Source organism: Xanthobacter dioxanivorans, from assembly GCF_016807805.1.
Lineage (GTDB): Bacteria > Pseudomonadota > Alphaproteobacteria > Rhizobiales > Xanthobacteraceae > Xanthobacter > Xanthobacter dioxanivorans.
In genome coordinates this window covers 1022309-1049208 of sequence record NZ_CP063362.1, presented here as the reverse complement: position 1 = coordinate 1049208, position 26900 = coordinate 1022309, and the positions used below count along the sequence as shown (strand labels likewise).

Below are 26900 nucleotides of genomic sequence, written 5' to 3'. Positions count from 1 at the left end.
AAGAAAGGGAGGACACGCCATGGAGCCCGAACTGATCCCCGAGCCGGGGCCCGCCCCGCATTCCAGCCGCGTCGCCAAGGTGCTCATCGCCGACGACGAGCCCAATATCGTCGTCTCGCTGGAATTCATGATGAAGCGCGAGGGCTTCGACGTGCGCGTCGCCCGTGACGGCCGCGAGGCGCTGGAGGCCATCCGCCGCGAGCACCCCTGCCTGGTCCTTCTCGACGCCACCATGCCGGGGATGAGCGGCTTCGACGTGTGCGAGGCGGTGCGCGCCGATGCGGATGTCTGCCGTACCCGCATCGTCATGCTCACCGCCAAGGGCCGGGAGACCGACATGGCGCGCGGCGTGGGCGCGGGGGCGGACGCCTACGTCACCAAGCCCTTCTCCACCCGCGAGCTGGTGCAGAAGGTGAAGGACATGCTGGCGAGGGACACGCCCGCAAGGGAGGCATCGGCAGGGGACGCGCCGGCATGAGCCCTGGCCGGCGTCTGGTCCTCGCCGTGCTGACGCCGGGCGCGATCCTCGGCCTCTGGTTCGTGCTCGGCGCGGGCCTCCTTTATGCGGCGCTGGGGGAGGACGAGCGGGCGAGCGTCGTCGCGGCCCTCGCGCCCCTCGTCGACAGCCACGGCATGCTGGTGGTGCTGTGGTGGTTTCTCGCCGCTGCCGGTCTGGGCCTTCTCGCCCGCCGCCTCCATGCCGCTTATGTGGAGGCGCCCGCCCGCCTCGCCGACGCGACGCGGGTGCTCGCCGGCGATGCGGCGGGTCCCGATGTCACCCCGCAGGGCAGCCCCGGGACGCGGGTCCTCGCCGAGGCGGTCAACGCCCTTGCCGGGCAGCGCCGCGCCCTGGAGCAGGACATGGCCCGGCTGGTGGCGGATGCGAGCCGCGACGTGGCGGTCCAGCGCGACCAGCTCGCCGCCCTGATGGCGGAGCTCGCGCAATCGGTGGTGGTGCTCAATCTCGAAGGGCGGATCCTGCTCTACAATGCGCGGGCGCGCGGCCTCTTCCGCCGCCTGTCGCCGGCCCCGGGCGGCGCCGGCGGGGCGGAGCTGATCGGGCTCGGGCGCTCCATCCACGCGGTCATCGACCGGGCCCTCATCGACCATGCGCGCGAGGGCATCGAGGCGCGCATCGCCCGAGGCGACGCGCGGGCCTCGGCGCGGTTTGTCACCACCACGCCGCTCGGCCACCTCATCCAGGTGTCCCTCGCCCCGGTGCGGGCGGGGGCGGACCAGACGGCGGCGATCAACGGGTTCGTGCTGCTGCTCGACGACATCACCGAGGAGTATGAGGCCCAGTCCCGCCAGGACCGCCGCTGGCTCGATTTGTCGGAGGCGAGCCGCGCCTCCTTCGCCAGCATGCAGGCGGCCCTCGACATGCTCGACTATCCCGACCTCGATCCGGCTGACCGGGAGCGCTTCCAGGCGGTGGTGCGCGACGAGGTCGGTGCCATGAGCGCGCGGCTTACCGCGCTGGCCGCCACCGCCTCGCAGGACATGAAGACGCGCTGGCCGCTGCAGGACATGCTGGGCGCCGACCTCGTCGCCGCGGCCGCCCAGCGTATTGCCGCCGAGACCGGGCGTCGGGTGGCGACCGACGCGGTGGACGGCGACATCTGGCTCAGCGTGGACAGCTTTGCCCTCATCAAGGCGCTGGCCTTCCTCGCCGCGCGGCTGGTGGAGGCAGTGGGCGAGCCGGACCTCGCGCTGCGGCTCGCGCCGGCCGGCGGGCGCGCCCATCTGGACCTGGCCTGGAGCGGGACCGGGGCGCCGGGGCGTCGCCTCACCGGCTGGCAGACGAGCCCCATGCAGGCGGGGGACGCCCCTTCTCCCCTGTCGGTGCGCGACGTGGTGGAACGGCATGGCGGCGAGCTGTGGCTGGAGCACGCCCGCGATGGCGCGGGCGCCTGCTTCCGCTTCCTGCTGCCGGTGGCGGCCGGCGTCGCGCCCGAGGTCCCGGCGCCCGGCGAAAGCCGCCCGGCCTATTACGACTTCGACCTCTTCGCCGCCAGCGCCCAGAGCCGCGAGAGCGACGACCAGCCGCTCGGCGAGATCGCCTACACGGTGTTCGACACCGAGACCACCGGCCTCGACCCCGCCGGCGGCGACGAGATCCTGCAGATCGGCGCCACCCGCATCGTCAACGGGCGCCTGCTCGCCAGCGAATGCTTCGACCAGCTGGTGGACCCCGAGCGCTCCATCCCCGAGGCCGGCATTGCCGTGCACGGCATCCGGCCGGAGATGGTGCGCGGCAAGCCCCGGCTCGCCGCCGTGCTGCCCGCCTTTCACGCCTTTGCCGCCGAGACGGTGCTGGTGGGCCACAACGTGGCCTTTGACCTGCGTTTTCTGACCCTCAAGGCGGATGCGACCGGCGTGCGGTTCGACCAGCCGGTGCTCGACACCCTGCTGCTTGGCGGCGTCGTCCATCCGGGGGAGGACAACCACAGCCTGGAGGCCATGGCGGCGCGGCTCGGCGTCGCCGTCGCCGGCCGCCATACCGCGTTGGGCGACGCGCTCGCGACGGCGGAGATCTTCCTGAAGCTGCTGCCGCTGCTGCGCCAGCGCGGCATCCTCACCCTCGGGCAGGCCCGCGCCGCGGCGCAGACCTCCTACTACGCCCGCCTGCGCTACTGAACTTCGATCGGCCGGCCTGCGCCGGACGGGAGCGGCCGAATGGTCCCGTGCGGACCCGGCTGCGACCGCCTGTCGCGCGGGCGGGCGCAGGGCCGCCGCCCACGGATTGATCGCGATCAAAGAATAGCCGTTCCCCCTCTCCTAGCCTCGCGGGGTTGACAGGGTCTTCGGGCAAAACCGGTGGAACGCAAGGATTTGCGGACGGCCGGGCAACGGGCGGCTTCACGCCCACAGAGGTGCGGCGCCGCTGTTTTCGACGGCGGCGAAGCTCGGCGTCCCCGTGTGATTTTGATGATCCCTTCCAGAGGAGACGATGTGATGAGTGCCCTTGCCAAGCGCGTTGAGTTGCCCGTCGACGAAGCTCCGGTCCAGAAGGTGGACGACGTGCTCATCCATGTCCGCTTCAACCCCAATGCCGAGGTGTTCACCATCGACCGCCTCCCGGAGGGCGTCGCGCCGAAGGCCTGGTTTGAGCGCCTCTACCTCCATGCGGCCCCGTATTACCGTACCCTGGCCAACGGCCGCGGTTTCTTCCGCATTCCGGCCGAGGTGTTCGCGGCCGTCTGATCCACATTCCGCACGCATTGGAAAAAGCCGGCGCGGGCCTCCCGCGCCGGCTTTTTCCGTGGGTGTGGTGCGATCGAACCTCAGCCCAGGGAGGGGTTTTCCGTTGCCCCGAGAAAGTGTTGATATTGGACAAGGACGCCGGTCCGCCCGAGACGAAACTGGCGTCCCGATTCACAACGGACAGAGGGAGGACGCCATGGCCGAGACCGGCACGCACCGCATCCTGGGGGACGAGACCTTCATGAGCGCCGACGACCTGCGGTCCTACATGCAGGAAATCGAGCAGTCGAAGCTCACCAAGGAGCTCTCCGCCATGGACCGCGCCGAGAAGGCGCGCGAGGAGCTCATCAAGACCCTCTCCCAGCCGGTGGACCTCACGCCCGAGCGGCTGCACCAGATCTCCGAGAACCTGCGCACCAAGATGCGCCTCGCCGCCCAGCGCGGGGAGACAGAGATCATGGTGATGCGCTTTCCGAACACCCTGTGCTCCGACAAGGGGCGCGCCATCAACAATGCGGAGGACGGCTGGCCGGACAGCCTCACCGGACGCCCGCGGCAGGCCTACGAGCTGTGGCGCGACCATCTGCGCGCCGGCCACTACAAGCTGAAAGCCATGATCATCGACTGGCCGAACGGCATGCCGGGCGACGTGGGCTTTTTCCTGAGCTGGGCCTGATCCGGGCGGCAGGCATCGGATGGATTGCCAGGGGAGGGACGGATGTCCAAGGACAAGAAGAAGAAACACGCCGTCAGCGCCGACGGCGAGGCCAACGCGCCGCTGACCCGCAAGGCCTATGATCAGGAGCTGAAGGCGCTGCATGGCGAGCTGGTGAAGCTGCAGCTCTGGGCCAAGCATACCGGCGCGAAAGTGTGCGTGATTTTCGAGGGGCGGGACGGTGCCGGCAAGGGTGGCGTCATCAAGGCGATCCTGGAGCGGGTGAGCCCGCGCACCTTCCGCGTGGTGGCCCTGCCGCCGCCCACCGACCGCGAGAAGTCGCAGATGTTCATCCAGCGCTACGTGCCGCATCTGCCGGCGGCGGGCGAGATCGTTATCTTCGACCGGTCCTGGTACAACCGGGCCGGGGTCGAGCGGGTCATGGGCTTTTGCCCGGAGGAGACGGCGAAGAAGTTCCTCGCCTCCGTGCCGTTCGTGGAGAAGGCCATCGTCGAATCCGGCGTCATCCTCATCAAATACTGGTTGGAGGTGTCCGAGGAGGAGCAGACGCGGCGCATGGAGAGCCGCATCGACGATCCGCGCAAGGTGTGGAAGCTCTCGCCCATGGATCTGGAATCCTATTCGCGCTGGTATGACTATTCCCGCGCGCGGGACGAGATGTTCGAGGCTTCCGATACCCAGTGGGCGCCCTGGTTCGTCGCCCACTCGGACGACAAGAAGCGGGCGCGGCTCAACATCATCTCGCACCTGCTCTCGCGCATCCCCTACGAGGAGGTGCCGCGGGAGAAGATCGAGCTGCCCAAGCGGCAGAAGTCGCACGGCTACCAGGAGGCGGACTATGCCCGCCACCGGGTGCCCGAGCGGTACTGACCCTCCGCCAGGGTGGACGCCTGCGGACAATGTGATCCAGGACGAGGACCGGTCGACCTTCAGTGTCCGCGTTTTTCTTCGGCCGCCGGTCGATCTGAATGTCGATCCGCGCTAGGACAGGCGTCCGCCCAAGGCGGGCTCGGCGGGCTCCGCCGGGTCGCCGCTCCGGCTGGCCGGCGCGCGCCGAGCCTTGAGGTCGAGGGCGTGGGACAGCGCCGCGAGCCCCAGGGCGAGGCCGGCAATGGCCGCGCCCATGAAGGGCAGCTCGCCATAGGGCAGGCCGAGGGTGAGCGCGAGGCCGCCGGCCCAGGCGCCGATGGCGTTGCCCAGGTTGAACGCGCCCTGGTTGACGGTGGAGGCGAGGTTGGGCGCGTGCGCCGCCTCGTTCACCACCCGCATCTGCAGCGGCGCGATCAGCGTGAAGGCGAGCACGCCCCACACGAACAGGGTCACCGCCGCCGGCCCCGGTCCGTGGCTGGTGAAGGCGAACAGGCACAAAAGCGGGATGATCACGCACAGCGTGCCGATGACGGTGGGCATCAGCCGCCAGTCGGCGAGCCGGCCGCCGAGGAAGTTGCCGCAGGTCAGCCCCACCCCGAACAGCAGCAGCATCGCCGTGGTGCCGTGGACGCTGATCCCGGTGACCTGCTGGAGGATGGGCGCGATATAGGTGAAGACGCTGAACAGGCTCGCCGAGGAGGCGATGGAAATCCCCATCGCCAGCATCACCTGCACGCTGCCCAGGGAACGTGCTTCCTGCCTCAGGCTCATGGCGGGCACGGGCATGTGGCGCGGTAGGAAGGCGGCGAGCGCCGCGGCGGCGGCAAAGCCGATCGCCACCACGGCGAGGAAGGTGCTGCGCCAGCCGAGCGCCTCGCCCAGCGCCGTCCCCAGCGGCACGCCCAGCACGTTGGCGAGGGTGAGGCCAGCAAACATCATGGCGATGGCCTGCGCCTTGCGCCCCGGCAGGACGAGGCTGGCCGCCACCACCGCCCCGAGGCCGAAGAAGGCGCCGTGGCACAGGGCGGTGAGCACCCGCGCGCCCATCAGCAGCCAGTAGCCGGGGGCGAGCGCGCACAGGAGATTGCCGAGGATGAAGACACCCATCAGCGCCAGCAGCGCGTGGCGGCGGTCCATGCGCGCCGTCGCTACGGCGAGAAAGGGCGAGCCGAAGGCCACCGAAAGGGCGTAGCCGGTCACCAGCAGGCCAGCCTGCGGGATGGTGACGGAGAGCTCCGCCGCCATTTCCGGCAGCAGGCCCATGATGACGAATTCGGTGGTGCCGATGCCGAACGCGGCGGCACCGAGGGCAAGCAGCGGCAGACGGGGATGGACGGGCATCGTCGCCGACGACGCGCCGCCGCTGGGCGGTTGGGCCATGAAGATCACCGGGCGGGGCAGGGTACCGGGGCGGTCGAACCGCACGGCGCCTTCCGGCCGGGAGCGCAGGCGCGACCGATCCGAAGGCGCGCCGTCCGACGCATCACCTCAATCTATATCGCAGCGCAACATAACCCAAATGCATTTGCTGCCGATGCGCTTCCCACGCGGCGCATGGGCCTGCCCGGAGGCCGCCGCGGACGTGTGAACGCCCCCGCCACGGCACCGGGAGGCGCCGCCACGAGAGCATCGGGGACGAGGAAAGGGCCTCGGGGAAGAGATGCAAAAGCCGGAAAGCGCCTACATCAGCCGGCGGCTGGCATCGGCCGGCACCAGTTTCATGGCATCGGCGAAGGTCTCGAAAGCCACCCAGGCGCGGCGTTGCAGATCCGGCAGGCGGGCGGCCTCCATCTGGTCCAGCAGCATCTCGGCGTGCTCACCGACGGGGTGCGCGCGCACGAAGCCGATGGCGTCGTCGAGCGAGCGCAGCACAATGCAGGAACCATCAACGCAGATCTTCAACGGTCGGCGCGCGGCTTCAAACATGTTCGATCCTCCGTATGTGAGGCAGCCGTGGACGGGGCAGCGTTCGGACTGCGTTCTTGTTGTGCCCGGTCACGACTGGCGGCCGCTTCCCGCGTTCAGGGGAGGCCGACTTCACGACGCACATGACCGGATAGGCGGGCACGGAGGCTCCCGAGGCCCGCTTGACCTGGAAAACGCCGGATCCGCCGCCGGGTTCCCGCGGTTTCAAAAAAAATTCGAGGTCCCCGCATCCTTCGTTTTCGGGATGCCGCGGGCGCCGGGCAGGAGGAGAAGGGGGCGCGCGGGCCGGGAGCATGCCGCATCCTCGGAGCGCGCCAGCCGGACGGCATACCCCCGCATGCCGTCCGGCTGCCCCATTCTTCGGCTTTCCTCATCGAGACGGCATTCGGAACCGCCACGCTCCAGGCGCGTTTGCAGGAGACGGGCCTCGGGCCCGACATCCACGGTTCAAGGACTGACGTGCCCCTGCGCGCCCCGCAACTTTCCGCCCCGACCCTTCCCCGTGCGAAGCGCCTGCGTCGCCCCAACGAAAGGGCCTGCCTTCATGCCTGAGCCCGTCACCGCCGGGGATGATCCGCTCTGGTACAAGGACGCGATCATCTACCAGCTCCACGTGAAGTCCTTCTTTGATGCCAATGACGACGGCATCGGCGACTTTCGCGGCCTGATCTCGAAGTTGGACTATATCGCCGACCTCGGCGCCACCGCGGTCTGGCTGCTGCCCTTCTATCCCTCGCCCCGGCGCGACGACGGCTACGACATCTCCCTCTACGAGGGCGTGTCGCCGGACTACGGCACCATGGATGAGGCGCGCCGCTTCATCGCCGAGGCGCATGCGCGCGGCCTGCGCGTCATCACCGAGCTGGTGATCAACCACACCAGCGACCAGCATCCCTGGTTCCAGGCCGCGCGGCGGGCACCGAAGGGCAGCCCCGAGCGCGACTTCTACGTGTGGGCCGACGACGACAAGGGCTATCCGGGCGTGCCCATCGTCTTCTGCGACGTGGAGAAGTCCAACTGGACCTTCGACGAGGTGGCCGGCCAGTTCTACTGGCACCGCTTCTATTCCCACCAGCCGGATCTCAACTTCGACAATCCGGAGGTGCTGGAGCGCGTGCTCTCCATCATGCGCTTCTGGCTCGACCTCGGGGTGGACGGGCTTAGGCTCGATGCCGTGCCCTATCTCGTCGAGCGCGAGGGCACCGATTGCGCCAACCTGCCGCAGACCCATGCGATCCTCCGGAAGATCCGCGCCCATCTCGACGCCCATTACCGCGGCCGCATGCTGCTCGCCGAGGCCAACCTGTGGCCGGAGGACACGCAGCAATATTTCGGTCCGGCGGCGGACGAGTGCCACATGGCGTTCCACTTCCCGCTCATGCCGCGCATGTACATGGCCATCGCCAAGGAGGACCGCTTTCCGGTCACCGACATCCTGCGCCAGACCCCCGAGATCCCGCCCACCTGCCAGTGGGCCATCTTCCTGCGCAACCATGACGAGCTGACGCTGGAGACGGTCACCGATTCCGAGCGCGACTATCTGTGGAGCGTCTATGCGGCGGACCGGCGGGCGCGCATCAATCTCGGCATCCGCCGCCGCCTGGCGCCGCTGCTGGCCCGCGACCGGCGGCGCATGGAGCTGATGAACTCCCTGCTGCTGACGCTCCCCGGCACGCCGGTGATCTATTACGGCGACGAGATCGGCATGGGCGACAACATCCATCTCGGCGACCGCGACGGCGTGCGCACCCCCATGCAATGGTCGCCGGATCGCAATGGCGGCTTCTCCCGGGCTGATCCCGAGCGGCTCGTTTTGCCGGTGATCCAGGATCCGCTCTATGGATTTTCGGCGGTGAACGTGGAGGCGCAGCAGCGGGACGCCCATTCGGTGCTCAACTGGACCCGGCGCTTCCTCGCCGTGCGCAAGGAGCACCTGGCGTTCGGGCGGGGCGCCTTCCGCCTCGTCTTCCCGCGCAACCGGCGCATCCTCGCCTATCTGCGCGAGCATGACGGCGAGGTGGTGCTGTGCGTCGCCAACCTCGCCCACACCCTCCAGGGCGTCGAGCTGGACCTGCCGGAGTTCGACCGCCGCGTGCCGGTGGATCTCGTCAGCGGCACGTCGCTGCCGGCCCTCGGCCGGGCGCCCCTCGCCCTCACCTTGCCGCCCTACGGCTTTTATGCCTTCGGGCTCTCGGTGACGGCGCTGGAGCCGGCCTGGCGCGATCCCGCGCCCGAGGCGCTGCCGGAATTCGCCACGCTGGTGGTGCGCGACGGGCTCATGGACGCCCTGTCGGAGCGCCACCGGCCGATGATCGAGCGGGAGGCGCTGCCGGGCTACCTCGCCCGCCGGCGCTGGTTCGCGGGGCGAGCCTCGGAGATCGGCGCGGTGCGCATCGCCTGGGCCATGCGCCTGCCCGGAACCCAGCGGGAGCTGGCGCTGGCCGAGATCGAGGCCGACCTCGGCGGCCGTCTCGAGCGCTACCTCATGCCCCTGTGCATCGCCTGGGAGGACCAGCACCCGCCCGCCATCGCCGAGTCCCTGGCGCTCACCCGCGTGCGGCAGGGCCGGCGGGTCGGCTTCCTCACCGACGCGGCCGTGCTCGATGGCCTGCCCCACGGCGTCGTCCGCGCGCTCAAGGACAAGACGCCGGTGCCGCTGCCGGACGGCGGCAGCCTCTCGTTCTCGCCCACTGACCGCCTCGACGGCGTCGAGGTGGAGCGGGCCGCCCCGGCCGAGCTCGCCGATGCGGACGAGCCGGCGGCCAGCCTCGCGCTCACCGACCAGGTGGTGGTCAAATTGTTCCGCCGGGTGGAGTTCGGCCGTACCGGCGAGGAGGAGATGGCGCGCCATCTCGGCGCCGTCGGCTTCGCCCCCGCCCCGACCCTGCTCGGCGCGGTGACCCGCAACGACCAGGCCGGCGCGCGGGCGCCGGTGGCGCTCGTCTACGGCTTCGTCCGCAACCAGGGCAACGCCGCCGACTGGACCATGGCCCAAGTGCAGCGCGCCCTCGACGCCGCCGCCGCCACCGCGGACGGCGGTCACCACCGGTTCGAGGAGGAGCTCGCCGGCGTGGTGCCGCTGCTGCGCAGCGTCGGCCGGCGCCTCGCCGAGCTGCACGCCGCATTGGCGGCGCCGCTGGCCGATCCCGCCTTCGCGCCGGAGACGGCGGGACGCGAGGCGCTCGCCGCCTGGCGCGCGCAGGCCCGGGTGATGTTCGCCGCCGCCCTCGACAGCCTGGCCGGCATGCCTGCGCCGGACGCCGCGGTCGTGGCGGGGCTCGCCGCCCTCGACCGGCTGCGTCCCGGCCTCGAGGACCGGCTCGCCGCCCTGTTCCGGGAGGATCCGGCGCCGCTCATCCGCATCCACGGGCGCTTCGATCTCGGCCATGTGCTGGTGACCGGCGGGGAGGCGGTGATCGTCGGTGCCCAGGGCGGCATCGACGGCGCGCCGGAAGGGGCGCGGGCGAAGCAGTGCCCGTGGCGCGACCTGGCGCAACTGCTGGCTTCCCTCGATCATGCAGTGGCGCGCATCTCCATCGGCGAGGCGGGCAGCGCGCGCGATGCGCCGGCCCTGCGCATGGAGCTGCTTTCCGCCTTTCGCGCCCGGGCGGAGCGGGCGATCGTCGGGGCCTATCTCGAACGCACCCCGTTTGCCGCGTCCGGGCGGTCCCTCGCCGACGCCTTCCTGCTGGAGGCGCTGGCGCGGCAGGTGCGGGACGCCGGCGAGACGCGTCCGGAGCTTGCCGCGGCGCTCCTCGGCGGCCTCCTGCGGCAGGCGGAGCGCCTGACGCAGGCAAGCGTGGCCGAGGAGGCGGCGCAGCCGGCCTGAGCCCGGAACGTACGCGGCCCCGGCGTCGTTCATCTCCTTGCGGGGCCTTCTTCCCGCAAGGAGATGTGCCGTGACCAGCCGGACTGCCGCCCAGACAACGAAAGCCGAGGCCGACGCGCGTCTCGACGAGGCCCTGGCGGAGAGCTTCCCCGCCAGCGATCCGCCCGCCATCGCGCGCGCCACGCCCCCGGCCGCGCCGAAGGCGGAAGCGGCCGGCGCAACTGCGGCCACGGCCGCCGCAGCAACCGCCGCCACGTGCGAGCGCAAGGCCCGGGACTCGCGGACCCTCGATGAAGCCCTCGACGAGAGTTTCCCGGCGAGCGACCCGCCATCCATCGTCCAGCCCCACGGGCCGGACGCCGACGCCGACGCCGACGACTGCCCGATGCCGTGACCTTCAGCGCCGGGGCATCTGCGGCCGGGGATGGCCGGGGCCATCGGCGGGGGCGGGGATGAATTCGTCGTGGTCCATGGGGATCAGGTCGAAGCGCCCCCGGCGCCACGCGTCTTTCGCGTGCTCGATGCGGTCGAGCTCCGAGGCGACGAAGTTCCACCAGATGTAGCGCGGCCCATCCAGGGGTTCGCCGCCGATCAGCATCAGGCGGGCGGGGGTGAGGGCGCGGGCCTGGGTCGCCAGGCCCCGGCGAATCACCAGCATTTGGCCCGGCGGGAAGGCGACGCCGTCCACCTCCACCTCGCCCTCCAGGGTGAACAGGGCCCGGTCCTCCTGGGTCGGGTCGATGGGCAGGCTGGCGCCGGCCCCGAGCTTCACCTCCGCATAGGTGGCGGGCGAGGCGAGGGCGACGGGAGACGTGGCGCCGAAGGCGCTTCCCAGGATGACGCGCGCGGTGACCTTTCCGTCGGAGACTTCCGGCAGCGCCTCCACGCCCGCATGCAGGAAGGCCGGGGCATCCTCCTCCCGCGCCTTGGGCAGGGCGATCCAGCTCTGGATGCCGAACAGGTCGCCGCCGCGCGCCTTCACGCTCGCGTCGTGCCGCTCGGAATGCACGATGCCGCGTCCGGCGGTCATGAGGTTGACCGCGCCCGGCTCGATCACCCGCTCGGTGCCGAGGCTGTCGCGGTGGATCATGCTGCCGTCGAACAGGTAGGTGACGGTGGCAAGGCCGATATGCGGATGTGGGCGCACGTCCTCGGCCTGGTGCGCCGAGAACCGCACCGGCCCCATTCGGTCGAAGAAGATGAAGGGGCCGATCATGCAGCCGTGGGTGGACGGCAGCACGCGGGCCACTTCCATGCCACCGATGTCGCGGGCACGCGGCACGATCACCAGCTCCACCGCATCGCAGCTCGCGGTGTCGCCCGGCAGGGGATCGGGACAGGGGGAAAAGCTCATCGCACGCACCTCGCTGCGGGAACGCCGCCGCCGAAGGTGCCGGCAAGCCGGCGCGAGGTCAAAGGGGCGCTGGTCACGGATACGGGAGGGGAGCATTAACCCTGCGCGCAGCCGGGCGGTCGGCCGACCATGCCGGGGCCGCATTCTTTACTTCCCCGCAAGGGGCCGCCCCTAGCGTCGGCTCCACCGCGGCGCCCGTGCCGCAGGGCCATGGGAACAAACGTCCATGAAGCTTCTCTTTTCACGCTTCATCCGCGAAGAGGACGGCTCGACCGCCCTCGAGTACGGCTTGATCGCCGCCGGCCTGTCCATCGCCATCGTCACCGTCCTGGTGCAGATCGCCTCCACCTTCTCCCGCCTCCAGGCGACCGCCGCCTCGGCCGGAAACTGACGGCGGGAGCCGGCCCATGGCGCATCTGGAGGTGACAGACCTCATCCTGCTCGGCCTTTATCCGACTGCCCTGTGCGCGGTGATCGGGGCGGATCTGGCCCGCCGCATCATCCCCAACCTGGTGGTGGCGGCGCTGGTCGCGGGATTCGGCGCCTTGTGCCTCGCCATGCCGGTGCCCGATCTCTCCCTGCGCCTGCTTCTGGCCGGGGCGGTGACCGCGCTGGGCTTCTCCCTGTTCGCGGAAAAACTGCTGGGAGCGGGGGATGCCAAGCTCGCCGGCGCGCTGATGCTGTGGATCGATCCCGTCCAGGTGCCGCTGTTCGCCATGGCGACCGGCATCATCGGCGCCCTGCTCACCCTCGGGGTGGTGGCGGAACGCCGCCATGCCGGCTTCCGCAGCGATATCGTCGCCCTCGCCCGCACCCACACGCTGCCCTATGGCGTCGCCCTCGCCGGGGCAGGCCTCATCCTCCTGCCGTTTTCCAGCCTGATGCGGATCGGCTGATCCGGTGCCCGTCGTGGCCGGACGGCGGGCGGCCGGGGCCTTTTCGCGCGAAGAAAAGCGCAGTGAACCGGCAGGCCGGAATGCTTTCGCGATTCAACCCGGCGTGAAAACGATCTAGAGACGGCTCCAGTGCAACGTTCGCCTCCGCCACCCCGGTCCGCCGGACAGGCGGCGGCAGGATGCGGCACCGTCCCGCCGCGTGCCCGATGCGCCCGGCGCCGCCCGGTGCCGGAGAGGTATGGACATGCTTGATTGCCTTTCGTCGGCGGCCGATGCCGCCCGTCCCGTGTGGTGCGTCACGCGGGAGAGCCTTGCCGCCGCCGACCTTCCCGAGAGCGTCCGGCGCTTCGCCGAGGCCGCCAGCTTTGCCGGCGAGGCGGGCAAGTTCCTCCTGGCCCCCGGCCCCGACGGGACCGTCGCCGGCGCCCTGTTCGGCGTCGCCGGCGGCGCCCGGGCGGATGCGTTCGCCACCGGCGCGCTGCCCGCGCTCCTGCCCGCCGGCGACTGGCGGCTCGTCGGCGAGATCGCCGAGCCCCGCCTCGCCGCCCTCGCCTTCGCCCTCGGCACCTACCATTTCTCCCGCTACAGGAGCGCCCCGGCGCGGGCGGTGCACCTGGTGCCGCCGGAGGGGGTGGACGTCGCCGCCCTCACGCGGACGGTGGAGGCGGTCCGGCTCACCCGCGACCTGGTGAACACCCCGGCCAACGACCTCGGCCCGGCCGAGCTGGAGGACGCGGCCCGCGCGCTCGCCGCCCGGCACGGCGCGGGCTTCTGCTCCATCGTGGGCGATGCCCTGCTGGCCCAGAACTTCCCCCTGATCCACGCGGTGGGCCGCGCCGCCACGGGCGCGCCGCGCCTGCTGGAGATCCGCGCCGGCGATCCGGCCCACCCCAAGGTGACGCTGGTGGGCAAGGGCGTGTGCTTCGACACCGGCGGGCTCGACCTCAAGCCCTCCGCCGCCATGTTGCTGATGAAGAAGGACATGGGGGGCGCCGCCAACGCCCTCGGCCTCGCCCACCTGCTGCTCGCCCGCAAGGCGAAGGTGAACTTGCGCGTGCTCATCCCGGCGGTGGAGAATTCCGTCGCCGGTGCCGCCTTCCGGCCGGGCGACGTGCTGAAGAGCCGCAAGGGCCTGTCGGTGGAGATCGGCAACACCGACGCGGAAGGCCGCCTCGTGCTGGCCGACGCCCTGGCCCTGGCCGACGAGGAGGCGCCCGAGCTGATCGTCGATTTCGCCACCCTCACCGGTGCGGCGCGGGTCGCCCTCGGCCCGCAGCTGCCCCCGGCCTTCACCCATGACGAGGCCCTCGCCGCGGACCTTGCCCGCCATGCGGCAGCGGAGGCCGATCCGCTGTGGCGCCTGCCCTTGTGGGCACCCTATGCGGGCATGCTCGATTCGAAGGTGGCCGACACCAACAACGTCTCCTCGGGCGCCTTCGCCGGGGCGATCACCGCCGCCCTGTTCCTGGAGAAGTTCGTGAGCGCGGCTCGCTCCTGGCTGCATCTCGACATCTTCGCCTGGAACCCGAGCGCGCGGCCGGGGCGGCCGGAGGGCGGGGAGGCGCAGACCATCCGTGCCCTCGACGCGCTCCTTGCCGAGCGCTACGGCTGACCGCCATGCCCGTTTCCTCCTCCGCGGCCGCCACCGGCCTCGACCCCCGCCTCACCCCGGCCCGGCCCGATCTGGCCGCTGCGGAACTGGAAGGCATCGTCTCCGCCCCGCGCTACGTGGCGGGGGAGGCCCGGCGCATCGCGGTTCCGGCCGCGCCGCTGCGCCGCCGTCGCGCCGGCGATGCCCCGCTCGAGACCGAGGCGCTGTTCGGCGAGACGGCGCGGGTGTTCGAGACCGACGGCGAGGGCTGGTCCTGGGTCCAGCTCGACGCCGACCACTATGTGGGCTACCTGCCCAGCGATGCCCTCGCCCCCCTCGCCGCGACCCCCACCCACAAGGTTGTGGCGCTGCGGACCTTCGTGTTCCCCGGCCCGGACATCAAGCTGCCGCCGCGCGAGGCCCTGGTCATGGGCAGCCGGGTGGCGGTGCGGGAGGTCCGCGGCGCCTTCGCGGTGACGCCGGACGGCTTCCTGCCTTTGGTCCATCTCGCCCCGATCGACGCGCGCGAGAACGATTTTGTTGCGGTCGCGGCGCGCTTCCTTGGCGTGCCCTATCTCTGGGGCGGTCGCTCCAGCCTTGGCATCGACTGTTCGGGGCTGGTCCAGTCGGCGCTCGCCGCGGCCGGCATCGCCGCCCCGCGCGACAGCGACATGCAGGAGGCGGCGCTGGGCGAGGAGGTGCCTCTCGGCGGCCCGGTGCGGCGGGGCGACCTCTTCTTCTGGCCGGGCCATGTGGCCATCGCCGAGACGGAAGAGACGCTGCTGCACGCCAACGCCTTCCACATGGCGGTGGCCCGCGAATCGCGCGCCGGGGCGGTGGCCCGCATCGGCGATGCGGGGCTTGCCCTGCGGCGTATCCGCAGGCTTGCTCCGGCGCCCTGACCGCGTTGCGCGCGGCGGGGCCCGGCCCTCAGGCCTGGGTGACCACCCGGTCCCGCCCCGTCCGCTTGGCCTCGTACAGTGCCGAATCGGCGGCGGCGACCAACGCGTCCGGGCTGCCCTCCGGCGTCGGCACGGTGGAGGCGACGCCCAGGCTCGCGGTGAGCCGGCGCCGGGGCACGCCGGGATGGGCGATGGCCAGTTCGGCGAGCAGGCGGCGGGCGTCGTCGGCGAAGGCCACCCCCGCTTCGAGCCGTGCGCCGGACATGAGGACGATGAACTCCTCCCCGCCGTAGCGGGCGACGAGATGCGAGGTGCCGGCGGCGGCCGCCGAGAGCATGCGGGCGACGGACCGCAGGGCCTCGTCGCCGGCCACGTGGCCGAAGGTGTCGTTAAACGCTTTGAAATGGTCCACGTCCAGCATCACCAGCGTGAGCGGCGTGGCGTCGGCGCGCGCCCGCACCCAGTCCTGCGAGAATTGCACGTCGAAGGTCCGGCGGTTGGCGAGGCCGGTGAGGCCGTCGGTGCGCGCCAGCGAGGCGAGCCGTCCGTTGATGGTCCGCAACTCGCTGTTGCGCTGCGACAGGCGCTGCGCCATTTCGTCGAAGGCCTGCACCAGCGGCGTGAACTCGCGCACCCCCACGTCCTTCACCCGGGTGGCCTCGCCGCGTCCGACCGCCGCAACCGCCCGCGCCAGGCGCGTGATGGGCGCGATCACCAGGTGCTCGGCCGCCACCCAGGCCAGAAGCAGGAAGCAGGCGAGCGCCACGAAATGCGCCACCGCGGTGGCAAGGATCTTGCGGTCGATGGGCGCGAGCACCTTGGCGGTCTCCATGCCCACCACCACGCGCAGGTCCAGCCCCTCGAAGCGGCTGAAGGCGAAGATCCGCTCCTTTCCGTCATAGCCCGGCGCGGTGACGATGCCCTCGTCGGCGGCGAGGATGGCGCGGGTCAGCGGATGGTCGGGGAAATGGTGCTCCACGATGTCCGCCTGCGCCGGATAGCGCACCAGCACCGTGCCGCCGTCCGCCACCACGTCCACCACGGCGCCGGATTCCACCGCGCTGCCGGCGGCGATCCGCGACAGCCATTGCAGGTCGACCAAAACCCCGGTCACCGTCTTGGGCCGGCCGTCGGCGCCGCGCTCGGCACGCAGCAGGAACACGGAGTTGCGGCCGCTGACGCGTGACACGGTGAGGTTGGTCATGACCACGTCGTCTCCGGCCAGCGCCTCCTGGAAATAGGCGCGGTCGAAGAGATTAACCCCCATGGCGAGCGGGAGATGGGCGCAGCGCACCTGGCCGGAGGGATCGGCGACGTAGACCCCCTGTATGCCGGCGACCTCATCCGCCAGCCGGGTGACGTAGCGTACGCACTCCGCCGGCTCCTTGAGCAGGTCCGGCGCCTGCCGCGAGACCACGTCGAGCACGGTGCGCGCCCGGGTGAGCCCCTCCATCTGCGCCAGCGTGGCGCGGCGGGCGAGATCGCGCACGTCGTCCTCCACGCCGACGATGAGGTCGTGCCGGTCGGACAGGAGGGCGAGCATGCGCTCGGCGGAGAGCGGGAAAGCCACGAGCAGGATGAGGACGAGGATGCGTCGACGCAGGCTCGATCGCTGAGGGCGGTCCCCGGCCGGCGAATCCGCGCCACTCACTTCGACCATCGCTCGGCCCTGCTCCCCGAGGAACAACGCTCGGTGGGGCGAACCACCAGGTTTCAGACCAACTACTAAACGCTTCTTGATCCCTTGGGGAGATCAGTTCATGTGCACGGGCATCATGCTTTCGCGGGCCTTCAAGGCCTTGTTCGGTATCGCGGAGTTCGGGTCGACCCATGGACAGCATCGAACGGCTTCAGGCGGTGCGCGCCGAAATCGCGCAGGCCTGCCGCGCCTGCGGGCGCAACCCCGCGGACGTCACGCTCATTGCGGTGTCGAAGACCTTTCCGGCCGCCGACATCGCTCCGGTGATCGACGCGGGGCAAACGGTGTTCGGCGAGAACCGCGTGCAGGAGACCCGCGACAAATGGCCGGCCCTGCGGGCGGCGCATCCGCCGGTGGAATTGCACCTCATCGGCCCGCTGCAGTCCAACAAGGTGCGCGAGGCGGTGGCGCTGTTCGACGCGATCCACACGGTGGACCGGCCGAAGATCGCCGCGGCCCTGGCGGAGGAGATCGCGCGCTCCGGCCGCCGGCCGCGCCTGTTCGTGCAGGTGAACACGGGGGCGGAGCCGCAGAAGGCAGGGGTGTTGCCGGAGGCCGCGGACGCCTTCCTCGCCGAGTGCCGGGAGCGTCACCGGCTCGAAATTTCCGGCCTGATGTGCATTCCGCCGGCGCAGGACGTGCCCGACCCGCATTTCGCGCTCCTGGCGAAGATCGCGGCGCGCAACGGGATCTGCGGCCTTTCCATGGGGATGAGCGCGGATTTTTCGGCGGCGATCCGGCAGGGCGCGACTCACGTGCGCGTCGGCAGCGCCATCTTTGGTCATCGTCCGCTCGTGAACGAGGCTTGAAGTCCCCCGCATTCACCGATATAGAGGCCGCCTCTCCGCGAGATGCTCCCATCGTCTAGCGGTCTAGGACGTCGCCCTCTCACGGCGAAAACAGGGGTTCGATTCCCCTTGGGAGCGCCAATCGCCGGGAAAATCATTTGGTTTCCCCTTGCTCTGCCTGCTTATGCCCAACCCTCTCCGGGCTGGGTTGGGGACATGCGTTCTCTTCGCCCTTCCAGCCTGGCAAGCCGGCTTGTTCGGCGCCGTGATATGGCGCGGCGGATGACGCAGGTGCCGATCTGGATGCAATCGGCTCCTCAGCCGGCTAGTCGCAGGCGTCAACGACCTTCGCCACGTGCGAGGAAGCGCTCGGCAAAAGCCACGAGGGAGCTGAGCTGCGCAAGGCTCGCAGGACGCATCGTTAACGAAGACGAGGAGCATCGTAGGTTGGCAAGCTCTTGTCACAGCTCGCGAAACTGGAGCGGGCGATGGGAATCGAACCCACGACATACAGCTTGGGAAGCTGTCGTTCTACCACTGAACTACGCCCGCACCGGCGCAGACCATAATCGCAGGGCCCCGATCCCATCAAGGGCGTTTCCGTGTGGCCGCAGAGATACCCACCGCGTTGCGGGCCCGCCCCCGGGCTCATAAGGTCGCGGCCATGTCCTCTCCCGCACAGCGGCGCCATCCATGACCGTTCATCACAAGAGCCCCGGGGCCTTCAAGGCCGTGTTCCAGACCTTCGACGATCTCGCTGATCGCTCGGCCGGCCCCGGCCGCCTCGCGGCGCTGCGCTCGGAGCTCGCCCGGCAGGGCTTCGACGGCTATGTGGTGCCGCGGGCCGACGCGCACCAGAACGAATATGTCCCCGCCTGCGAGGAGCGCCTCGCCTTTCTCACCGGCTTCACCGGCTCCGCCGGCACGGTGGTGATCCTGCCCACCGAGGCCGCCCTGTTCGTGGACGGGCGCTATACCCTGCAGGCCCCCGCCCAGGTGGACGAGAGCGCCTTCACCGTGGTTCCCCTCGCCCAGGAGCGGCCGGACAGGTGGATCGAGGAGCACCTGCCCCGCGGTGCCCGGCTGGGCTACGATCCCTGGCGCACCACCCTCGACGGGCGTGACCGGCTGGCGAAGGCGGTGGCGGCGGCAGGCGGGATCCTGGCGCCGCTGGAGGCCGACCCGGTCGCCGCCGTCTGGCCGGACCGGCCGGCGGCGCCCCAGGCGCCCATCCGCCTGCTCGACCTGTCGGTGGCGGGGGAGGACACCGCCGCCAAGCTTCGCCGGGTGCAGGAGAAGCTCGTGGCGGAAAAGCTCGACGGAGCGCTGATCTCCGATCCCCATGGCGCCGCCTGGCTGTTCAACATGCGCGGGGCCGACGTGGCCCACACGCCGTTGCCGCTCGCCTGGTGCATCGTGCCGGCGGAAGGGCTGCCGGACCTGTTCGTGGAATCCATGAAGCTGTCCCATGCGGTACGGGCGGCGCTGGCCGGGCATGCGCGCCTGCACGGCGTCTCGGACCTCGACCGCGTGCTCGCCGCCTTCGCCAAGGGGAACGAGCTCGGGCGGAACGAGCTCGGGCGGAGGGTGCGGGTGGACCAGGCGACGGCGCCGGTGCGGCTCGCCGGCCTGATCGAGGCGGCGGGCGGCGTGGTGGACAAGGGGGCCGACCCCATCGCCCTCCTGAAGGCGCAGAAGAACCCGGCGGAGATCGCCGGCATGCGCGCGGCCCACGTGCGTGACGGAGTGGCGCTGGCGCGCTTCCTCGCCTGGTTCGATGCCGAGGCGCCCACCGGCCGGCTCACCGAGATCGACGCGGTCGAGGCCCTGGAGACGTTCCGTCGCGGCACGGGCCAGCTCAGCGACGTGTCCTTCCCCACCATCGCCGGGGCGGGGGAGAACGGCGCCATCGTGCATTACCGCGTCACCCGCACCACCAACCGGGCGATCCATCCCGGCGAGCTGTTCCTGCTGGATTCCGGTGCCCAGTATCCGGACGGCACCACCGACATCACCCGAACCCTCGCGGTGGGGCGGCCCACCGAGGAGATGCGCCGGCACTACACGCTGGTGCTGAAGGGCCATCTGGCGCTTAGCCGGGCGGTGTTTCCCGAGGGCATCAACGGGGCGCAGCTCGATCCGCTGGCGCGGCAATATCTGTGGGCGGCGGGGCTCGATTTCGACCACGGCACCGGCCACGGCGTGGGGGCGGGGCTCTCCGTGCACGAGGGGCCGGCGCGCATCTCCCAGCTCGGCCACGTGGCGCTGGCCGAGGGCATGATCCTTTCCAACGAGCCCGGCTATTACCGCACCGGTGCCTACGGCATCCGCATCGAGAACCTGATCCTGGTGGAACGGCGCGCGGTGGAGGGGGCGCAGAAGCCCTGCCTCGGCTTCTCCACTCTGACCCTCGTGCCCTACGACCGGCGGCTCATCGATCTGGCGCTGCTGGATGCAGCCGAACGGGCACAGGTGGACGCCTATCACCAACGGGTCGCCGAGGCACTCGCCCCGGAGCTCGACGCGGACGTGCGGGACTGGCTCCAGGCGGCCACCGCACCGCTCTGAGCCACGCCGCGGGCGCCCAGGAGCATCAGCGGCGGAACTTGGACGCGGCATGGGCGTTTTCAGAATCGAGAGGCCGGCGGGTCCGGCCCTCGTTCAAACCAACCGCCCGCGTGTCCGGGCCGGTTCGCTCGCGCGGCCGGCGGTGCCAACGCGTGCGCCGAAGGGAGGCTGCCCCGTGTTGTCCACCATCCTCATCATCGTTCTCGTGCTGCTGCTGGTCGGTGCCCTGCCTAACTGGGGCTACAGCTCGGGCTGGGGCTACGGGCCGGGCGGCATCGTCGGGGTGCTGCTGATCGTCGTGATCGTGCTGGCGCTGACAGGACGCCTCTAGGGGCGATCGACCTTCAGTGGCCGCGTTTTTCTTCGGCCTTCGTCATGGCCGGGACACGCCCGGCCATGACGAAGGCGTCTGGCGCGGCTCAGGCCCGCAGCGTCGCGCCGGTCTTTTTCGCCACTTCCGCGACGATGCGGCCGGCCACGTCCTCGATCTCCTTGTCGGTCAAGGTGCGCTCGCGCGGCTGGAGGGTGACCTCCACCGCCACCGACTTCTTGTCGGGGTCGATGCCCTTGCCCTCGTAGATGTCGAACACGCCGACGCCGGTGACCAGCTTCCGGTCGGCGCCCTGCGCCGCCTTCAGGATGTCGGCGGCGGCCACATCCCGGCCGACCAGGAAGGCGAAGTCGCGCTTCACCGCCTGGAACGCGGACAGCTCAAGATTCGGCTTTACCCGCGTCGCCTTGGCCTTGGGCTCGGGGATCTTGTCGAGCACGATCTCGAACCCCACCAACGGGCCGGCGACATCGAGCGCCTCCAGCACGGCCGGGTGGATCTCGCCGAAATGCGCCATGGCATTGGAGCCGAGGCGCAGGGTGCCGGAGCGGCCGGGGTGGTACCAGCCCGGCGCATCGGTGGTGACCTGGAGGTTGGACACCGGCGCGCCGCAGGCGGACAGGGCCGCGTAGGCGTCCGCCTTGGCGTCGAACACGTCCACGGCCGCCGCGTTGCCGGACCAGTGCCGGCCGGCGCCCGAGGGCTTGGCCGTGCCGCGGCGGATGCCGGAGGCGGCCTGCCGCTGGTCGTTCGGCGTGTCGCCGGCGAACACCTGTCCCACCTCGAACAGTGCCACGTCGGCGAAGCCGCGGTCGGCATTGGCCCCCGCCGAACGGATGAGGCCGGGCAGCAGGCTCGGCCGCATGTCGGACAGGTCGGAGGCGATGGGGTTGGACAACGCCAGCTCGGGCGCGCCGCCGCCGAACAGCTTCGCGGCCGCCTGCGAGACGAAGGACCAGGTGACGGCCTCCACCATGCCGCGGGCGGCGAGGGCGCGGCGGGCCTTGCGGCTGCGCAGCTGGAGGGGCGTCAGCACCGCCTTGCGCGCGTCTTCGCCGCGGGGCAGCTCGGTTGAGGGCACGCGCTCCAGGCCGAGGATGCGCACCACCTCTTCCACCAGGTCCGCCTTGCCCTCGATGTCGCCGCGCCAGGAGGGCGGCACCACCTCAATCACCGGCGCCGCGCCGGAGAGGGAGAAGCCGAGATTTTCCAGCACCTCGCGGATTTCCGCCTCGGTGGCGTCGAGGCCGGACAGGCGCTTCACCTCGGAGAGGGGAAAGGCAATGGTGCGGGTGGTGTCCGGGATTGCGCCGGCCAGCACCAGCTCGGACGGCTCGCCGCCGCACAGCTCCATGATGAGGTGGCTGGCGAGGTCGAGGCCGGGGACGGTGAAGGCCGGGTCGACGCCGCGCTCGAAGCGGAAGCGGGCATCCGAATTGACTGAGAGCCTGCGCCCGGTCTGGGCGATGGTGATGGCATCCCACAGGGCGGATTCGATCACCACGTCGGTGGTGGTCTCGTCGCAGCCGGACGCTTCCCCGCCCATGATGCCGGCGAGGCTCTCGACGCCGGTGTCGTCGGCGATCACGCACATGCTCTCGTCGAGGGTGTAGGTCTTGCCGTCCAGCGCCAGCAGCGTCTCGCCCGGCCGGGCGCGGCGTACCACGAGGTCGCCCTTCACCTTGGCGAGGTCGAAGACATGGAGCGGCCGGTTGCGGTCGAACGTCATGAAATTGGTGACGTCCACCAGCGCATTGATGGGGCGCAGGCCGATGGCGCGCAGGCGGTCCTGCATCCATTGGGGGGAGGGGCCGTTCTTCACCCCCTTCACCACGCGCAGCGCGAAGGCGGGGCAGAGCGGGGCGGTCTCGCCGAATTCCAGGGTCACGCGCAGCGGGGCGGGGAAGGTGCCCTCCACCGGCTTCACCCGCGGCGCCATCAGCTCGCCGAGGCCGGCGGCGGCAAGGTCGCGGGCGACGCCGGCGACGCCGAGGCAGTCGGCGCGGTTGGGGGTGACGGCGATCTCGATCACCGGATCGTCGAGCCCCAGCACCTGCGCGAACGGCGCGCCCACCGGGGCGTCGGCCGGAAGCTCGATGATGCCCTCATGCTCCTCCGACAGGCCCATCTCGCGGGCCGAGCAGAGCATGCCGCGGCTTTCCACGTCGCGGATCTTGCCGATCTTCAGTTCCGTGCCGGTGGCGGGAATGACCGTGCCCGGGGCCGCGAAGACGGTCTTCAGCCCGGCGCGGGCGTTGGGGGCGCCGCAGACCACCTGGATGGGGGCGCCTTTCCCGATGGAGACGGTGCAGACCTTGAGCTTGTCGGCATTCGGGTGCTTCTCGGCGGTCAGCACCTCGCCCACCACGAAGGGGGCCAGCTGCTTGGCCTTGTCCTCGACGCCCTCGACCTCCAGGCCGATGAGGGACAGGCGCTCGACGATCTCATCGAACGAGGCGGTGGGCTCCAGGTGGTCCTTGAGCCAGGAGAAGGTGAATTTCATCGGTCCTGCTCCTTACGCGCTCAGGCCGCCGGCCAGCGTCGGGAAGTCCAGCGGGCGGAAGCCGTAGTGGGAGAGCCAGCGCACGTCGGCCTCGAAGAAGGCGCGCAGGTCGCTCATGCCGTATTTGAGCATGGCGATGCGGTCGATCCCCATGCCCCAGGCGAAGCCCTGGTATTCGTCCGGGTCGATGCCGCAATTGCGCAGCACGTTCGGGTGCACCATGCCGCAGCCGAGGATCTCCAGCCAGTCGGAACCCTCGCCGAAGCGGATCTCGCCGGGACGGGAGCGGTCGCACTGGATGTCCACTTCCATGGACGGCTCGGTGAAGGGGAAGAAGGACGGGCGGAAGCGCATCTTCACCCCGTCCACTTCGAAGAACGACTTGCAGAATTCTTCGAGAATCCACTTGAGGTGGCCGAGGTGCGCGCTCTTGTCGATCACCAGCCCCTCCACCTGGTGGAACATGGGCGTGTGGGTCTGGTCCGAATCGCAGCGATAGGTGCGGCCGGGGCAGATGACGCGGATGGGCGGCGTCTTGGTCTGCATGGTGCGCACCTGCACCGGCGAGGTGTGGGTGCGCAGCACCTTGCGCTCCCCGTCCGCGCCGGGGGGCAGGAAGAAGGTGTCGTGCATCTCGCGGGCGGGATGGCCGGCCGGGAAGTTCAGCGCGGTGAAATTGTGGAAGTCGTCCTCGATGTCCGGTCCCTCGGCCACCGAGAAGCCCATGTCGGCGAAGATGGCGGTCAGTTCCTCGGTCACCTGGGCGATGGGATGGACGCGGCCCGCCTCGGCGGCGGCTTCGCGCACGGGCAGGGTGACATCCAGCGTCTCGGTGGCGAGGCGGGCTTCCAGCGCCTCGCGCTTCAGGGCCGACCTGCGGTGGCCGATGAGGCCCTGCACCCGGTCGCGCAGGCCGTTGATGGCCGGGCCCATCACCTTGCGCTCGTCCGGGCTCATGCCGCCCAGCGACTTCAGCAGGTCGGAGACCGAGCCCTTCTTGCCGAGGGCCGAGATGCGCACCTCTTCGAGGGACGCTTCGTCTGGAGCACGCAGGGCGGCGGTCTCGATGTCTTGCTCCAGGACCTTAAGGGCGCTCGGGTTGGTCAGCACCGGGTCGGACATGGGAAATCCCTGAGAATCTGGCATCGCCGCGCGGCACCGGGCGCACCCGGCCGGGCGATCATGAGGTCGCGCCGCTTATAGACGGGGCGCGCCCAATGGCAAAAGCCCCGGACGGATCACCGCACGGGGCTTTTGAAGGTCTCGGAAAGGCGGAACGGAAAAGCGCGGGTCGCAGCGCATGTCCTGGGACAGGCGCTGCCGTGACCTCGGGCAGAACTCAGGCGAGCGCTGCCTTGGCCTTCTCCACCAGGGCCTTGAACGCGTCGGGCTCGTGGATGGCGATATCCGAGAGCACCTTGCGGTCGACCTCGATCCCGGCCTTGCCGAGACCGTCGATAAATCGCGAATAGGTCAAATCGAGATCAAGCGCGCGCACGCCGGCATTGATACGCTGGATCCAGAGCGCGCGGAAGTTGCGCTTCTTCACCTTGCGATCGCGGTAGGCATACTGCATCGACCGTTCGACGGCCGACTTCGCAGCGCGGATGGTATTCTTGCGACGGCCGTAAAAGCCCTTGGCGGCTTCGAAGACCTTCTTGTGCTTGGCGTGTGAGGTAACGCCACGTTTCACGCGGGCCATGGAAAAACTCCTTCAGATCGCGGTGCGGCGTCAGCCGTTCGGCAGGAACGACTTGCGGATCACGCGCCCGTCGCTCTCGCACAGGATGGCGGTACCGCGCTGGTTGCGGATCTGGTTGTTGGTCCGCTTGATCATGCCATGGCGCTTGCCAGCCTGGGCCGCGATCACTTTTCCCGTACCCGTGAGACGGAAGCGTTTCTTCGCTCCCGACTTGGTCTTCATCTTGGGCATTTGGCTCTCCGTGGCATGCGTCCGCCACGCCTTTCGGCGGGGAACGCTCAGCCTCTTGTTGCTGTTGAGCGATCTGAGCCAGCGCGGCAGCCCTTATTCGCCGGCCGGCTCGAAGGCGGCAGTCGTTACAGGAGAGTGGATGGAAAGGCAAGTCGGCCGCGGCAAGTCGGCCGCGGGAAAGGCCGGCGCCCCGTTGGGGCTGCCGCTGCACTGCGGCGAGGTTTGTGTGCCGCACTGTCACGCAGGGTTGAACGGAAGCCCGCCGAATTTGAGCCGTGGCAATAACTTCGCCGCGTTGTAGCCGTAACTTGACATAGGTCCGGCGAAACAAACGACACAAATTCGGTCGAGGCTGTACAGCGTAGAGGGAGTGAGCATCATGTTCGGAACGAAGAGGGTAGCCCTGCTTGCGGCCATAGCCGTGGCAAGCGGCGTGCTTTCGTTCTCCGGAGCCCCCGCGGGCGCGCAGGCGTTGCGGCTGGGCCTCGTAGACCAGCAGGCCAATCGGGACATCGCTGCCGTCGACACCGTTGCCTATCGCGGCGGCGGTCGTGTCGGCGGATTCCGTGGCGGCGCCCGCATGGGCGGCATGCGCTACGGTGGTGGCATGCGCTACGGCGGGGCGCGTTACATGGGCGGCGCACGCTACATGGGCGGGGCGCGCTATGTCGGCCCCCGGCGTGCTGTGGTTGCCAATGCCTACCGTCCCGGCTTCCGTCCCGGACCGGTCCGCCCCGGCTGGGGTCCTGGCCGTCCGGGTTGGGGTCCTGGTGGTCCGGGCTGGGGTCACCCGGGGTGGCGTCCTCCGGTGGGCGCGTGGGGTCCCGGCGCGTGGCGCCCGGGTTGGGGCTGGTACCGTCCCGGCTGGGGCTGGGGCTATTATAACAATACCGGCGCCTGGATCGCGCTCGGCGTGGCGAGCGGCGTGGCCCTCGGCGCGGCGGCGGCAGCTGCGGAGACGCCGGTCTACAGTGACTCGGTGGCCTACTGCATCCAGCGTTTCCGGTCCTACAACCCGGCAACCGGCACGTACACGGGGTATGACGGCTTCCAGCATCCCTGCCCGTAAGGGATGACGGCTGCACGCATGCGGAGGGGCCCGGCCGGCAAGCCGGGCCTTTTCTTTGCGGCGACGCCGAAGCCTGCCGGCACAAGGCCGCCGGCCTGCGCACCGGGGATCGCACCCGGCCCGAGACAAAAAAGCCGGCCTGCGTGGCAGGCCGGCACACTCTCAAGGTCTCAGAGCGGGAGACCGCGAACTGCGGGCCCGAACAGACGCGTCCTCACCTCGGGGAGAGGATCATGATCATCTGCCGGCCTTCCAGCATGGGCTCGGCTTCCACCTTCGCGATGGTAGCCACATCCTCCTTCAGCTTCTGGAGCAGCTTGAAGCCGATGTCCTGATGCGCCATCTCGCGACCGCGGAAGCGCAGGGTGACCTTCACCTTGTCCCCTTCCTCGAAGAAGCGCTGCATGGAACGCATCTTCACTTCGTAGTCGTGGATGTCGATGCCCGGGCGGAGCTTGATCTCCTTGACTTCCACCACCTTCTGCTTCTTGCGCGCCTCGCTCGCCTTCTTCTGGTTCTGGTATTTGAACCGGCCGTAGTCGAGAATCTTGCAGACGGGGGGAGCGGAGTTCGGCGAGATCTCGACGAGGTCGAGGCCGGCCTCCTGCGCAAGGGCGAGAGCATCGCGAATGGCCACCACGCCGCGGTTCTGTCCATCCTGGTCGATCAGCTGGACTTCGCGGATGCGGATTTCCTCATTGACGCGCGGTCCATCCTTCTCCGGCGCGACGGGTCTCATGGGGCGGCGAATGGCTTCAGCT

24 protein-coding genes and 2 tRNA genes are annotated in these 26900 nt (G+C 70.3%); 16 read left to right on the top strand and 10 right to left on the bottom strand.

Annotated features, from left to right (window positions below; translation table 11 throughout):
* Positions 1–19 precede the first annotated feature (19 nt).
* The 5 genes from EZH22_RS05035 (at position 20) to ppk2 (ending at position 4750) form a co-directional block, all read left to right on the top strand.
* On the top strand, positions 20–478 hold the full coding sequence (locus EZH22_RS05035) for a response regulator transcription factor (protein ID WP_203194662.1): 459 nt from the start codon (positions 20–22) through the stop codon (positions 476–478).
* The gene (locus EZH22_RS05030; protein WP_203194661.1) at positions 475–2637 is read left to right on the top strand and encodes a 3'-5' exonuclease; all 2163 of its coding nucleotides are present in this window, start codon (positions 475–477) and stop codon (positions 2635–2637) included. The genes EZH22_RS05035 and EZH22_RS05030 overlap by 4 nt, the downstream gene beginning before the upstream one ends.
* Before the next feature lie 318 nt (positions 2638–2955).
* Complete coding sequence (locus EZH22_RS05025) at positions 2956–3204, top strand: hypothetical protein (RefSeq protein WP_203194660.1); 249 nt, start codon at positions 2956–2958, stop codon at positions 3202–3204.
* A gap of 196 nt (positions 3205–3400) precedes the next feature.
* Complete coding sequence (locus EZH22_RS05020) at positions 3401–3880, top strand: hypothetical protein (protein ID WP_203194659.1); 480 nt, start codon at positions 3401–3403, stop codon at positions 3878–3880.
* A gap of 42 nt (positions 3881–3922) precedes the next feature.
* The gene (gene ppk2 / locus EZH22_RS05015) at positions 3923–4750 is read left to right on the top strand and encodes a polyphosphate kinase 2 (protein WP_203194658.1); all 828 of its coding nucleotides are present in this window, start codon (positions 3923–3925) and stop codon (positions 4748–4750) included.
* Between the two features lie 111 nt (positions 4751–4861).
* Here ppk2 and EZH22_RS05010 read toward each other — a convergent pair whose 3' ends face one another.
* Together EZH22_RS05010 and EZH22_RS05005 are read right to left on the bottom strand one after the other, a co-directional pair.
* Positions 4862–6130, bottom strand: coding sequence for an MFS transporter (locus EZH22_RS05010; RefSeq protein WP_408647716.1), 1269 nt, complete (start codon positions 6128–6130; stop codon positions 4862–4864).
* A gap of 300 nt (positions 6131–6430) precedes the next feature.
* A complete protein-coding gene (locus EZH22_RS05005; RefSeq protein ID WP_203194657.1) occupies positions 6431–6676 on the bottom strand; it encodes a hypothetical protein in 246 nt (81 codons plus the stop codon).
* Positions 6677–7220: 544 nt separating this feature from the next.
* On the opposite strand from EZH22_RS05005, the gene treS reads away from it, so the two are divergent.
* Complete coding sequence (treS, locus tag EZH22_RS05000; protein ID WP_203194656.1) at positions 7221–10505, top strand: maltose alpha-D-glucosyltransferase; 3285 nt, start codon at positions 7221–7223, stop codon at positions 10503–10505.
* Positions 10506–10575: 70 nt separating this feature from the next.
* Positions 10576–10899: a hypothetical protein gene (locus tag EZH22_RS04995; protein WP_203194655.1), complete on the top strand. Its 324-nt coding sequence runs from the start codon at positions 10576–10578 to the stop codon at positions 10897–10899.
* Between the two features lie 3 nt (positions 10900–10902).
* Here the strand turns inward: EZH22_RS04995 and EZH22_RS04990 are convergent, their stop codons facing one another.
* The gene (locus EZH22_RS04990; protein ID WP_203194654.1) at positions 10903–11859 is read right to left on the bottom strand and encodes a pirin family protein; all 957 of its coding nucleotides are present in this window, start codon (positions 11857–11859) and stop codon (positions 10903–10905) included.
* Positions 11860–12085: 226 nt separating this feature from the next.
* Here EZH22_RS04990 and EZH22_RS04985 point away from each other — a divergent pair, with 226 nt between their 5' ends.
* The 4 genes from EZH22_RS04985 (at position 12086) to EZH22_RS04970 (ending at position 15248) form a co-directional block, all read left to right on the top strand.
* Positions 12086–12250 carry a Flp family type IVb pilin gene (locus tag EZH22_RS04985; RefSeq protein ID WP_203194653.1) on the top strand — a complete coding sequence of 55 codons (165 nt, stop codon included), beginning with the start codon at positions 12086–12088 and terminating at the stop codon, positions 12248–12250.
* Between the two features lie 16 nt (positions 12251–12266).
* A complete protein-coding gene (locus EZH22_RS04980; protein ID WP_203194652.1) occupies positions 12267–12755 on the top strand; it encodes an A24 family peptidase in 489 nt (162 codons plus the stop codon).
* A 244-nt stretch (positions 12756–12999) separates the two neighbouring features.
* Positions 13000–14367, top strand: coding sequence for a leucyl aminopeptidase family protein (locus EZH22_RS04975; RefSeq protein ID WP_203194651.1), 1368 nt, complete (start codon positions 13000–13002; stop codon positions 14365–14367).
* A 5-nt stretch (positions 14368–14372) separates the two neighbouring features.
* A complete protein-coding gene (locus EZH22_RS04970; RefSeq protein WP_203194650.1) occupies positions 14373–15248 on the top strand; it encodes a C40 family peptidase in 876 nt (291 codons plus the stop codon).
* A gap of 28 nt (positions 15249–15276) precedes the next feature.
* Here the strand turns inward: EZH22_RS04970 and EZH22_RS04965 are convergent, their stop codons facing one another.
* A complete protein-coding gene (locus EZH22_RS04965) occupies positions 15277–16908 on the bottom strand; it encodes a sensor domain-containing diguanylate cyclase (RefSeq protein WP_203194649.1) in 1632 nt (543 codons plus the stop codon).
* 170 nt (positions 16909–17078) lie between these two features.
* On the opposite strand from EZH22_RS04965, the gene EZH22_RS04960 reads away from it, so the two are divergent.
* Both EZH22_RS04960 and EZH22_RS04955 read left to right on the top strand, forming a co-directional pair.
* A complete protein-coding gene (locus tag EZH22_RS04960; RefSeq protein WP_203194648.1) occupies positions 17079–17756 on the top strand; it encodes a YggS family pyridoxal phosphate-dependent enzyme in 678 nt (225 codons plus the stop codon).
* Between the two features lie 44 nt (positions 17757–17800).
* Positions 17801–17876 (top strand) — tRNA-Glu (locus tag EZH22_RS04955).
* 336 nt (positions 17877–18212) lie between these two features.
* Here the strand turns inward: EZH22_RS04955 and EZH22_RS04950 are convergent.
* Positions 18213–18287 (bottom strand) — tRNA-Gly (locus EZH22_RS04950).
* 141 nt (positions 18288–18428) lie between these two features.
* Between EZH22_RS04950 and EZH22_RS04945 the strand changes: the two genes are divergently transcribed.
* Both EZH22_RS04945 and EZH22_RS04940 read left to right on the top strand, forming a co-directional pair.
* A complete protein-coding gene (locus EZH22_RS04945; RefSeq protein ID WP_203194647.1) occupies positions 18429–20303 on the top strand; it encodes an aminopeptidase P family protein in 1875 nt (624 codons plus the stop codon).
* Between the two features lie 175 nt (positions 20304–20478).
* Positions 20479–20634 (top strand): DUF3309 family protein, encoded by a 156-nt coding sequence (locus tag EZH22_RS04940; RefSeq protein ID WP_203196386.1) that lies wholly within the window; start codon positions 20479–20481, stop codon positions 20632–20634.
* An 88-nt stretch (positions 20635–20722) separates the two neighbouring features.
* Here EZH22_RS04940 and pheT read toward each other — a convergent pair whose 3' ends face one another.
* The 4 genes from pheT to rpmI form a co-directional block, all read right to left on the bottom strand.
* On the bottom strand, positions 20723–23137 hold the full coding sequence (pheT, locus tag EZH22_RS04935; protein WP_203194646.1) for a phenylalanine--tRNA ligase subunit beta: 2415 nt from the start codon (positions 23135–23137) through the stop codon (positions 20723–20725).
* A 12-nt stretch (positions 23138–23149) separates the two neighbouring features.
* Positions 23150–24259, bottom strand: a complete 1110-nt coding sequence (gene pheS / locus EZH22_RS04930; RefSeq protein ID WP_231711302.1) for a phenylalanine--tRNA ligase subunit alpha — start codon at positions 24257–24259, stop codon at positions 23150–23152.
* 217 nt (positions 24260–24476) lie between these two features.
* Positions 24477–24839 carry a 50S ribosomal protein L20 gene (rplT, locus tag EZH22_RS04925; protein WP_012113955.1) on the bottom strand — a complete coding sequence of 121 codons (363 nt, stop codon included), beginning with the start codon at positions 24837–24839 and terminating at the stop codon, positions 24477–24479.
* A gap of 30 nt (positions 24840–24869) precedes the next feature.
* A complete protein-coding gene (gene rpmI / locus EZH22_RS04920; RefSeq protein WP_203194645.1) occupies positions 24870–25070 on the bottom strand; it encodes a 50S ribosomal protein L35 in 201 nt (66 codons plus the stop codon).
* A gap of 589 nt (positions 25071–25659) precedes the next feature.
* On the opposite strand from rpmI, the gene EZH22_RS04915 reads away from it, so the two are divergent.
* Positions 25660–26139, top strand: a complete 480-nt coding sequence (locus tag EZH22_RS04915; protein ID WP_203194644.1) for a BA14K family protein — start codon at positions 25660–25662, stop codon at positions 26137–26139.
* Between the two features lie 214 nt (positions 26140–26353).
* On the opposite strand, the gene infC is transcribed toward EZH22_RS04915, so the two are convergent.
* A complete protein-coding gene (infC, locus tag EZH22_RS04910) occupies positions 26354–26878 on the bottom strand; it encodes a translation initiation factor IF-3 (RefSeq protein ID WP_203194643.1) in 525 nt (174 codons plus the stop codon).
* Positions 26879–26900: the final 22 nt, after the last annotated feature.

Excerpts from the sequence above, each read along its gene's own strand:
- EZH22_RS05005 (WP_203194657.1), bottom strand. The coding sequence starts at position 6,676 with ATGTTTGAAGCCGCGCGCCGACCGTTGAAGATCTGCGTTGATGGTTCC.
- rplT (WP_012113955.1), bottom strand. The coding sequence starts at position 24,839 with ATGGCCCGCGTGAAACGTGGCGTTACCTCACACGCCAAGCACAAGAAG.
- EZH22_RS05020 (WP_203194659.1), top strand. The coding sequence starts at position 3,401 with ATGGCCGAGACCGGCACGCACCGCATCCTGGGGGACGAGACCTTCATG.
- ppk2 (WP_203194658.1), top strand. The coding sequence starts at position 3,923 with ATGTCCAAGGACAAGAAGAAGAAACACGCCGTCAGCGCCGACGGCGAG.
- EZH22_RS04970 (WP_203194650.1), top strand. The coding sequence starts at position 14,373 with ATGCCCGTTTCCTCCTCCGCGGCCGCCACCGGCCTCGACCCCCGCCTC.
- pheS (WP_231711302.1), bottom strand. The coding sequence starts at position 24,259 with ATGTCCGACCCGGTGCTGACCAACCCGAGCGCCCTTAAGGTCCTGGAG.
- EZH22_RS04980 (WP_203194652.1), top strand. The coding sequence starts at position 12,267 with ATGGCGCATCTGGAGGTGACAGACCTCATCCTGCTCGGCCTTTATCCG.
- EZH22_RS05035 (WP_203194662.1), top strand. The coding sequence starts at position 20 with ATGGAGCCCGAACTGATCCCCGAGCCGGGGCCCGCCCCGCATTCCAGC.
- pheT (WP_203194646.1), bottom strand. The coding sequence starts at position 23,137 with ATGAAATTCACCTTCTCCTGGCTCAAGGACCACCTGGAGCCCACCGCC.
- EZH22_RS04960 (WP_203194648.1), top strand. The coding sequence starts at position 17,079 with ATGGACAGCATCGAACGGCTTCAGGCGGTGCGCGCCGAAATCGCGCAG.
- EZH22_RS04985 (WP_203194653.1), top strand. The coding sequence starts at position 12,086 with ATGAAGCTTCTCTTTTCACGCTTCATCCGCGAAGAGGACGGCTCGACC.
- EZH22_RS04990 (WP_203194654.1), bottom strand. The coding sequence starts at position 11,859 with ATGAGCTTTTCCCCCTGTCCCGATCCCCTGCCGGGCGACACCGCGAGC.
- infC (WP_203194643.1), bottom strand. The coding sequence starts at position 26,878 with ATGAGACCCGTCGCGCCGGAGAAGGATGGACCGCGCGTCAATGAGGAA.
- EZH22_RS04915 (WP_203194644.1), top strand. The coding sequence starts at position 25,660 with ATGCGCTACGGTGGTGGCATGCGCTACGGCGGGGCGCGTTACATGGGC.
- EZH22_RS04945 (WP_203194647.1), top strand. The coding sequence starts at position 18,429 with ATGACCGTTCATCACAAGAGCCCCGGGGCCTTCAAGGCCGTGTTCCAG.
- EZH22_RS04965 (WP_203194649.1), bottom strand. The coding sequence starts at position 16,908 with ATGGTCGAAGTGAGTGGCGCGGATTCGCCGGCCGGGGACCGCCCTCAG.
- EZH22_RS05025 (WP_203194660.1), top strand. The coding sequence starts at position 2,956 with ATGAGTGCCCTTGCCAAGCGCGTTGAGTTGCCCGTCGACGAAGCTCCG.
- EZH22_RS05030 (WP_203194661.1), top strand. The coding sequence starts at position 475 with ATGAGCCCTGGCCGGCGTCTGGTCCTCGCCGTGCTGACGCCGGGCGCG.
- EZH22_RS04975 (WP_203194651.1), top strand. The coding sequence starts at position 13,000 with ATGCTTGATTGCCTTTCGTCGGCGGCCGATGCCGCCCGTCCCGTGTGG.
- rpmI (WP_203194645.1), bottom strand. The coding sequence starts at position 25,070 with ATGCCCAAGATGAAGACCAAGTCGGGAGCGAAGAAACGCTTCCGTCTC.
- EZH22_RS05010 (WP_408647716.1), bottom strand. The coding sequence starts at position 6,130 with ATGGCCCAACCGCCCAGCGGCGGCGCGTCGTCGGCGACGATGCCCGTC.
- treS (WP_203194656.1), top strand. The coding sequence starts at position 7,221 with ATGCCTGAGCCCGTCACCGCCGGGGATGATCCGCTCTGGTACAAGGAC.